The 9196-nt window shown below is 61.9% G+C and carries 9 protein-coding genes; 6 read left to right on the top strand and 3 right to left on the bottom strand.

From position 1 onward, the window contains the following. The 4 genes from VFC51_12335 to VFC51_12320 all read left to right on the top strand — a co-directional run. A partial coding sequence (locus tag VFC51_12335; protein ID HZT07813.1) for a hypothetical protein occupies positions 1-288 on the top strand: 288 nt, incomplete at its 5' end. A gap of 544 nt (positions 289-832) precedes the next feature. Beyond that, complete coding sequence (locus tag VFC51_12330; protein ID HZT07812.1) at positions 833-1150, top strand: hypothetical protein; 318 nt, start codon at positions 833-835, stop codon at positions 1148-1150. A 329-nt stretch (positions 1151-1479) separates the two neighbouring features. After that, complete coding sequence (locus tag VFC51_12325) at positions 1480-2514, top strand: hypothetical protein (GenBank protein ID HZT07811.1); 1035 nt, start codon at positions 1480-1482, stop codon at positions 2512-2514. 728 nt (positions 2515-3242) lie between these two features. Then, positions 3243-3782, top strand: a complete 540-nt coding sequence (locus VFC51_12320) for a hypothetical protein (GenBank protein HZT07810.1) — start codon at positions 3243-3245, stop codon at positions 3780-3782. A gap of 609 nt (positions 3783-4391) precedes the next feature. On the opposite strand, the gene VFC51_12315 is transcribed toward VFC51_12320, so the two are convergent. After that, complete coding sequence (locus tag VFC51_12315; protein ID HZT07809.1) at positions 4392-4592, bottom strand: hypothetical protein; 201 nt, start codon at positions 4590-4592, stop codon at positions 4392-4394. Between the two features lie 762 nt (positions 4593-5354). Here VFC51_12315 and VFC51_12310 point away from each other — a divergent pair. Beyond that, the gene (locus VFC51_12310) at positions 5355-7064 is read left to right on the top strand and encodes a tetratricopeptide repeat protein (protein ID HZT07808.1); all 1710 of its coding nucleotides are present in this window, start codon (positions 5355-5357) and stop codon (positions 7062-7064) included. Positions 7065-7257: 193 nt separating this feature from the next. Here VFC51_12310 and VFC51_12305 read toward each other — a convergent pair whose 3' ends face one another. Further along, complete coding sequence (locus tag VFC51_12305) at positions 7258-7698, bottom strand: hypothetical protein (GenBank protein ID HZT07807.1); 441 nt, start codon at positions 7696-7698, stop codon at positions 7258-7260. 415 nt (positions 7699-8113) lie between these two features. After that, the gene (locus VFC51_12300; protein ID HZT07806.1) at positions 8114-8365 is read right to left on the bottom strand and encodes an integrase core domain-containing protein; all 252 of its coding nucleotides are present in this window, start codon (positions 8363-8365) and stop codon (positions 8114-8116) included. Between the two features lie 225 nt (positions 8366-8590). On the opposite strand from VFC51_12300, the gene VFC51_12295 reads away from it, so the two are divergent. Further along, positions 8591-9106, top strand: coding sequence for a hypothetical protein (locus VFC51_12295; protein HZT07805.1), 516 nt, complete (start codon positions 8591-8593; stop codon positions 9104-9106). Positions 9107-9196 lie beyond the last annotated feature (90 nt).

Raw genomic sequence — 9196 nt, 5'->3', positions numbered from 1 at the left:
ATCCTCGGACCGAGCCAGGCGGGACTTTCTGCCGACCTCAAGCGGCCGCCGGAGAAGTTCGTAAATACCGAAGGGAAGCCCGTAGAAATCTACTACTTTCGATCCGGTTGGGTCGCGGATGGCAGGCTTACCGACGATGAGTTAACTCCGTACGTTTTCATCGAGGATAAACTGGTCGCGGTCGGGTGGACAGGGATCGGAGGTCCGCAGACCCACGGCGAAGTTCCCCCGCCACCACCCCAGACGAACGTGTTCGTGACGACCCCTCCGCCGGTCATCATTCACTGACCGCGGTGGGCTCCGAGGAGACCGCGCCCGCCCGTGGTAGCGCCTTGCTCCGCGAGCTGATGAAGCGAGACGACTCGGGTGCTGCGCGACGTCGCACCGGAGATCGAAACGTTGCCAGAGGAGCGACTGGGCTGACTTGCTTCTAGGCGTGCCGCCCGCAGACGAAAGCGGTGGGGAGGCGCTGATGATGGGCTAGCCGTGGTGGCCGAAGACCCTGCCGATTCAAAAACGTCGTCGTTGATCGAACCGCTCGAAGCTGCCGGACGCGGCGTGGTGCGATCGAAAGCGGTACCCGGGCTCCTCCGGAATGGGCTGAGGAACCCGGGTACCGAAAACCCCGGGCGCAGACGAAGGTAACGCCGAACGCCGCCGCTCACATCTAGTCCGACAGTCGCCTCGGTTCTCAGCCTGCCGCCAGCGGTGTGCGACCGCCATAGTCACAAGTGCCACTCTTTCTGTTTGACCAAATGACACCGACGGGCTAGCAAGGCTGGGAGCATTCCCGACCACAACGGCCCAGCCTAAGAGACCGTGCAGGTGAGCGATGAAAACTCTCGTAGCTCTGATGTTTATCATTGGTCTTGCTGCACCGGTCTGGGCGCAAAGGCCACGGAAGGTGAATGGAGACGGATACATCGGTTGTCAGGACTGGGACCAATTCAAGAAACTGGTTCACTACGCAGCGACTGGCGACAAGGAAGCGTTTCAAAAGGGGCTCATGCTCGCGTTGATGACCGGCGAATGCATCAAGCTGAAGGCGGATCAGCCGGTTTTCATTGTCGAGACGGCGTTGTTGTCTGGCGCGCTCAAGATCCGGCCGCAGGGGAGACGACGGAGTACTGGACTAATTTCGAGGCTGTGAAGCCGTAAGACACGTTCGATTGCGGAGCCTCGATCCCTTCCGGCGCAACGCGCCGTTGCGGCTGCGTGATTCGTTCTGGCAATCGACCCGCGGAGTACGCGAAAACGCTCGGGGGATTTCGGACGCATCGCAGGCACATTCCGTTTGATGCAATCCGGCTCCAGAGAGTACGCAACGCGTGCCGCTCTTCTTCGACCGTTCGCCGCACGGGCGTTGCGTGGCTCGTCGAACCGCTCCCGGTCGCGCCAGCGTTCGCGTAGAAATGACGGTGTGCGTTCGGGCTGGGCAGACATCGGTCATGGGCATCCGTCGGTAAGCTCAGAATCGGAATGATCCACAAGGACAACCCGTTGCCGGATAGGTTGGAGAGGGCGCAGGACTCACAACCGAGAGAACCTGACATGAAATACTACGCGATGAGAACGGATCGCTGGAATCGCCCGCTGGTTTTGAGGGAGCTTCGCCAAGGACGTCTCCGTCAGGGGTGGGGGTACGCACCAAGACTTGACCTCCGCATGCTCCGCGACCGCAACGATCGCGGCGAGCAACTCGACGAAGAAGAGATCGCCGCCTGGAAGAACTGGCGGATGCTTGGAGGCGATGACGGATTCGCGGTCGGGACGAGGCTTTTGCTTTCGAATCTTCCGAACGACGGACAATTCGTACTTGTCGAAATGAGCGGTGCCTACGACTATCAACCTGTTCAACTTTCCAAAGCAGAGAACATCAACGACCTCGGCGAAGACTACGGTCACATCCTTCCCGTGAGTGCGCCTTCGAAGCGCGCCTTCTTCGCCTACCAGGACGAGAGAGTTACCGCGCCCCTGCGGAGGAGCATGACCTCTCGCAGCCGCATCTGGTCCCTCGCCGATCACAGCAGGAACCTCGACGAACTGTGGCAACTTGCACAGAGCGGCGATGTCGGCGCAGTCCAGTGGGACCGGGCGGGCGCGTTAGCGAGAGTCGTCAGCGACGCAGACGCTGCCGTCCGGGACAAGTGGCACGAAGTATTTCTTGATCGCCTTCGCCAGAGCTTTCAGAACGCTGAGTTGGAGGAGCCCTGCAAACGCTTACTCGAAGCGATCTTCCGGGGCGCGGACGTGCAGTGGACTGCAGGTCCTACCGAACACGGCGCCGACCTCGTGGTGAGCTACGAAGACCCGGTGGCGAGATCCGGGGAGCCGCCGGCCCTCTCCTGGCTCCTTCTTGTCCAAGTGAAGGCTTGGGAGGGCGCGGCACATGACCTCTCGGCCGTCGATCAGATCGACGAGGCATTCCAGTACTACCGAAACCGGGGCAGTGCGCGCGGGTTGGATCATGACGCTGTGCGACGCGGAAAGTCCGGAGTTCAAGACGCACCGTGAGCGGACCGCCGAAAGGCTCGGGATCCGCATTCTGTTCATCGAACAGTCTCGACTGCTGGACCTCTTTTGGGTCCACGCGCGTCATTTCGAGTGAGTTGGCTCCGTCCCTCGGCGTCATCACGGCGGCCGCCTTCTGGCGAGCCATGCGATCTAGGCAGGGGAAAATGTACGCCAGCTATTCTTGGAACAGATCCTTGCCGCGACCCGCACGTACGTCCCGGACCCGGGCAGCGAGTTCGCCGCTGTTGAGCATCCAGCGCACCGTTTTTTGCGCCTGCGGCTGGAGTTCCAGCCGTCCGTAGTTGCGAAACCCGCTCAGACCCCGTCCCGTAGGTCGCCGCCCGCCCATGACGAATGGCGCCCGCGAGGGATTCACGTCGACAATCCGCAGGTCGAGTTGGCGGTAGTAGTCGATCCGGTCGGTGATGTGCGGGTCCTGCCAAGCGTAGCCAATGGTCCGCGCGACTCGTATCCGAGGTCACGAGACAGCCCTAGTCGGGCGGCTAACGGCGCGACCCGAGGTCAAGACTTGACTTCTCCCGCACCATCTCTTGACTGACATCGTGCTCTTGTTCTACGAGCGATGGCGAGCAACCTCGTAACCTCACCCTGGAGTAAGCATGTACTTGACTACGTCTGAGCGATGCACCCTCCCGACTCACACGAGGTCTGTCTTCCGAGCGACTGTCGCATCTCTCTTGATTCTACTTGTTTGCGGATGCGGTCCGATGAAGGTGCCCTTGGGCTACGGCACCTTGGACGTTAGTCCGTCTCCTGCGAAAGGCGGAGCCGGTCGGATTGCTGTCGCTCGCTTCGATGACACTCGATCTGCTGACTATGCCACCGGCGATGAGATTGGACAGATGAGAAATCTGTACGGCATGCCCGTCAAGAAGATCGAGGGTACTCAGAATCCGGTACTCTGGGTGTCAGGTGGCCTCGTGAACGGCCTTACCGCGGAAGGGTTCGCTGTGGAGCGAGTAGAGTCAGCCCAAACCGCAGGTGGGCTTCCAACAGTGGTCGGTAAGGTCACGAAAGTTTTCGTGGATACCTACATGGCTCAGACGGCGTGGGTCGACGCAGAAGTGGGAATCGATCAACACGGAGTACGGCTCTTCTCGACGAGTTGCTCCGGAGAAGCTACCCAAACCGGATGGTGGGGCTCGGAAGAGGAATATCGGAGTATCCTCGCGCTCGCGATGGACAACTTCTTGAAGTCATGCGTCCCTAAACTGACGCCACTCTTGAGCCAGTACGCTTCCAAGTGAAACGGTTGCACTGTGGCTGGTTAGCCGTCGCACTGACGGCTGGGTGTCAAACCGTCGTACCAATCAAAAGTACGGCTCCCGATGAGTGGATGCCGACATATTCGGCACCCACCACCTCAGCACCAGCGACGCCGAAACCGGATAAGGAGTCGATAGAGTCGCGGCTCCGCCAGCTTCAAAGTTTGCACGCTCAGGGGCTTATCACTGATAGCGAATTAAAAGAGAGACGCCGGGAGATCCTGAAAGATCTTTAACAATCGACACTCGCGAAGCAAAGGATGCCGAGTCGCCTGATCGTTGAGTGTGCTCAGGATGAACCGCATAAGGTTGTTCCGCCTACCTTTCGATGGCGCGCGTGGTTGGCCTGCGCATTTCCATGCTGGCGTACTGGGCGTGCTAGGACACTTGATCATCGTGAGCGTGTTGGCTGGTCACCGTGGCCTCTTTGCGGCCGTCTCGATGGCTCTCATGGTGTCCAGCGGTGCATGCTCATCGCCGCCGAGCGTGGACGATCTCATCCGCGACTGTGTCGCAAAGGTCGAAGGAGACTGGAAGACCTACTGCGACCGCGCCCGAAAGGCGCTTGAACAGCAGGTATCAAACGGCGATTCACAGGCAGCCGTGAAGCTCGCGAACATTCACCGCGAGGGTCGCGGCGTCCCCGCTGACGAAGACGAAGCCGAACGCCTGGCGTTCAGAGCCGCCGAGTCGCGCAATGAGTGGGCCGCTTCGTTGCTTGCGACGATCCTCGAAACGCGTGGCAAACGGACGCACGGTGAGTATGATCAGCTCGCAGCTCTTGCTTGGCATGCCCTTGCGATCGAATGGTGGGGGCACTTTTCTCTCGAACGGAGTTCGGTTGACGCCGACGTGTTCGATCTATGGTCAGCGTCTCTCGTGAAGGGGATACGTGCTCTATCGGCAGATCAACGAGCTGCCGTCGCAAGGATAGCCCGTGATAACAACGGAGGAAAGATCCCGAAGTCACTGTCAATAGGGAGCGCGTTCGATCCATTTGACGAGGAGTTGAATCGGCCAGACGAGTTCACTGTGCGCGGTACCTCAAGAATGAAAAATGAGGGGCGATCCGGATCGCTTCGGGCATGGGCAACGCTTGAACGCGATCGGATGCTCGAACAACTCAGCAATGCCGGATCGGTGGCGTTCCGAGCCGCGAATGACCTGAAAGAACGGAAAGCCGGCGCGGAAAAGTTGCTTGAAGCAGCCGCAGCTCAGCAGAAGCAGTGTCTGGAAGAGTTCGAGAATCTCATGGCGACGGTGGTCGCAGAGTCGCAGAACGAACTTCCCGACTGGTTCATCCCTCGGGGCGAGGACCCGCCGGAGGGTGGCGAGCCCGTTTCTCGTGAAAGATTTGATATCAACATGATCGCAATCAACGCAAAGGCTACGCAAGCGATCATTCGAGGTGTGATCGGTGTCCGAGCGACGACACCCGTTATCGCTGTCAACCAAACCATCGCGGCCCGTGGCTTCCAACTACAGAGATTCACGCGGAACCGTGATCGGCGAGTCGCTAGCGCGCAGCGACAGGCCGACATAGCCGGTGCCACCATGGCGGCCGACAGCGCCAGAGCCGCCGGCGACGACATCGTCGCATCGGCGGGGAAGGTGCTCGCGAACGCCGACTATCACTGTGTGCTTCATGCCGGGAACGGCTCGGGGCGATTCGCAGACGAAGGCTTCCGTCTCACCGACGGCAAGTTCATCGGTCCGCGCGAGCCGCCGGATTCACACGACGTTCCTGAAGCCGTCCTCGACGAAGGCCACGTCGCCGTCGGTGATCTCGACGGCGACGGGAAGATCGATGCGGTGGCTCCCGTGTACGACGGAGGAGCGGGCACTGGCGTGTTCTGGACGATACATGTCTTCTCGGATGCCTTCGGAACGCCGCGATGCACGCACGCGATCTTCTTGGGGGACCGGATCGAGCTGCAGTCCGTCGAGATCCAGCCACCGGACTCGATCGTGGTGGACATGAAGGACCACGGCCCCGACGAGGGCATGGCGCAGCGGACCATGCAGGTGCGGCGGAAGTTCCAGCTCTCGTCGGACAACGTCACCGCCTATCAGCAGCTCCCTGGGAAGATGTGGACGGCGTACCGACCAGAGCTGTGGTCGGTGTCGGGCTCTGCGCAGGCACCAACCACGGCGCCCGTCGCAACCGAAGGCAAGAACCCGCTCGGAGCCGGGAAGGCGGCTGATGCGATCTGGCAGATCGTCAAGCTCTCGGCCGCCGGCGACGTCCGGAGCGTCGCGGACCACGAGCGCGCTTTGGAGATCGTCCCAAAGCCTGCTCGTGGCGACAGGTCTCGCGCTCGATCCCTGAACGATCAAGGGCTCGCCCAGATACGAGCGGGCAAGTACGCCGAAGCCACCAAGACATTCCGGGACGGCGTCGCAGCCGATCCCGCTGAACCGGAAGTCCTCAACAACCTCGCGTACGCGCGTCTGCTCGCGGAGGACTATCAGGGGGCCGCGGAAGCCATCGTGTCGACGCTCGCGGTCGCGCCGACTCGACCGATGGCGTGGGAGACTCTCGGCCAAGTGCTCGTGGCGCTCGGCGAGCCGGATGCCGCCGTGGGTGCTTTCAGGATGAACGTCCGGGTCTCAAAGGACAGCGAGAAAGCCGAGAAGAGGCTGCAGAAGCTTGCGGGAACGGTGCCGAATCCGGCCGTCGCGCAGGCGATCCGAACGGCACTCGCAGGTGGCACCGTCGTTGCCAGTGGGTCTGAGAGTGCAGGGCCATCGCCGGAGCCGTCACGCGTCCCCTTCTCGGTTGCGCAAGTTCCATCTGGCGGTGGTGTCGGCGGCAGCGGGACTTCTGAGGTTCCCGACCACGGCGCCGGCGAGCCATCGCGCCATGAGAGCGGCCGCGACCCGTTTCGTCGCGGTAACAGAGGTCTCCTGACGTTCCAGCGAGACGGTGAGCCGCACGGTTGTACTGCACTCCAACCTCTCCCATCAGACAAGCCGCCAGGGACCCGGATCGCGAATGGTTTCAGGGCTACAATGCTGACCAAGGACAACCGCGCCTCGCGATCGATCGAGTTCATATCCCAGCCCGTGGATACCGTGATGTACTACACGAACGGATGCGTTTGTCCCGCCGCGCTGCTCCAATGGTTGGACGGAGCAGAACTGTGCCAGGCAGTTGGTCCACCGTACTCAGACGACTTTCGACGATGCATGAAGCCGATCAATTTTGAGTTCGTGCGACATCACAACCTGCCGCCGATCGTCGTTGATGTGTATCGACCGTAGCAGGCTTTCGAAAACATCAATGTCCGCACCCCGCCCCGCATTCTATGCACCATCACGCGTCTGAACGTCGGCACATCCGACGCGCCGCCGCGGCGCCAATCAAACGCCGCACATTGAGGCCAAGACGACGGGTCAGCGGCCTCATTGCCCTAGTCAGAGTCGGCTCCGACCCGACCGTCCTCCCCGTGGTCTCTTACTTCTTCCTTGCCGGCCGCGTCCGTTCTCTCTTCGGCTTTGACCCGGAAACCTTCTCGTAGCGGCCCTTGTCGATCCTCTCGATGCGGCCGGACGTCTCCCAACGAGTAAGGGCCGGGTACGCCTGCGCTCGACCCTTCGCGGCCGCGCCCGGGTGCTTCATGATGTCCTCGACGCCGAATTTCTTCGGCAGCGAAGCGAGCACCTCGTCCCAGTTCACTCGCTTCCCGCCTCGGGGTCGGCCCGGACTTCGCCGTGCGGCTGCTGTTCTCCCACGCCGACGGCCGCCGTTCGCGAACGCGCGCCAGCCGTCGAGCTGGGTCATCATGTCCCGGATCTCGGCTTCTCGACGGCTGATCTCCCGCTGTAGCAGGTCGAAAGCGCGGGCTGCCTGAGCGCGAAAGCTGCTCATGATGTCGGTCTGTTGTCCTCGCGGCATCGTCGTCACCTCCTATCCGTGGCGACGGCAGGTATCCCAATTCCGAGGAAAATTCGAATCCGCGAGTGCAGTCCGGGACTTTCGCCGGTTTCGGCTACCTCGCGAGGTGCAACGCCGGCGCGCTCGCGTCGGGCGCCGTTTCCGCGTCGGCGAGGCATTCATCCAATGTCTCATCGGCAACCACGACCGCGATGCGTCATCGTGACCGCGAACGATGCCGTTTCGTGCGTCGACATGCCCTCCGAGAGTGTCGGGAATCTCCGGCGCTACGACCGCGGTACGCACAGATAGGCGCGGTTCCCACCAAACGCGCGGCAATCGAGCACCACGGTGATGCACTCGTCGCTGATCATGATGGCCTCTCGGAGAATCGTCCCGGCGGGGCGAGGGAAGGAGTGTAGTGCTCCCCCGAAGGTCAAGCCACCAGTTGAAGTTGTTGAGCGCGATGCTGCCGTGGGCTGCGGTACCCGAGCGCCTGGTGCGGCCGCTCGGCGTTGTACCACTCGATCCACCGACGGATCGCTCGCCGCGCCTCCGCGAAGCTGACGAAGTTGCGCTGCCAGACGCACTCCTCCTTCAGGCTGCGGAAGAAGCGCTCGATGATCCCGTTCTGCTCCGGCGTGTACGGCGTGATGAACTCCTGGCCGAGCGCCGGTAGTCCCGGCACGCCGCCCGAAATCGTCGGCTCTGGAAGATCAGGCCGTTGTCCGATCGGATCACCGGCGTCTCGCCCGCCGGTCGCAGCGTCCCGAAGCGCGCGATGCAGGCGCTCTCCAGCGCTCGCTCTGCTTCCTTCGCTCTGCCACGCAGCGAGAGTTCGTAGCCGACGAGGCTCAATCTCAAGGTTTGCAAGGATGGCCAGGGGAACACCAAGCTGCTGGCGATCCAGGCCGTGAATGCCAGGATCGTCATGCTGGGCCAGGAATGGCCCGAAGCCGACACCTCGTTCGCCATCTTCATCCCGGTCGACTCGGCTCGGAAGCCGAGCTGGGCCTTCGGCCTCAAGAAGGGGAGCTGGTATGTCGGCGGCGGCTATCGGCTCAAGCTGCCGAGCGCGGCCGCCAAGGACATCAAAGCGGTCGTCAATGACTTCGAGGGGACGCTGTCCGATGTCGGCGGGGGCCAGGATGTCTGCTCGCTCGTGTCGCAGGCTGCAGCCGCGAACGACAACTGGAGCGTGGTCGGCCGCTACGAGGGCGAGACTGAAGGTCGTAGTCGCGATCTCCGATCCGACAGTTTACGGTATCGCGGTCGAGATCCCGCCGTTCGGCGAGCCTCGAACGAACCGTTTCCGGCGGTGCGAGCCTGGATCGACTTTCCGGGGATGAATACGAGTGCATTGAAGCCGACCGGCTGTCCGCAGAGCGTAACTTTACCCACGATCCGACCGACCCGACCGACCGCTTGATCGTGGAAGGCGTGTGCCCAACCTGCAGCGCCGAATATGAAGGCGACGAATAGAACCAGGCGAGTTAACCTCATCGCAGCGGTGCCGTGC

The organism is Chloroflexota bacterium (assembly GCA_035652535.1).
Lineage (GTDB): Bacteria > Chloroflexota > UBA6077 > UBA6077 > SHYK01 > DASRDP01.
The sequence above is the reverse complement of the archived record's forward strand: the minus strand, read 5'-3'. Positions and strand labels throughout refer to the sequence as shown.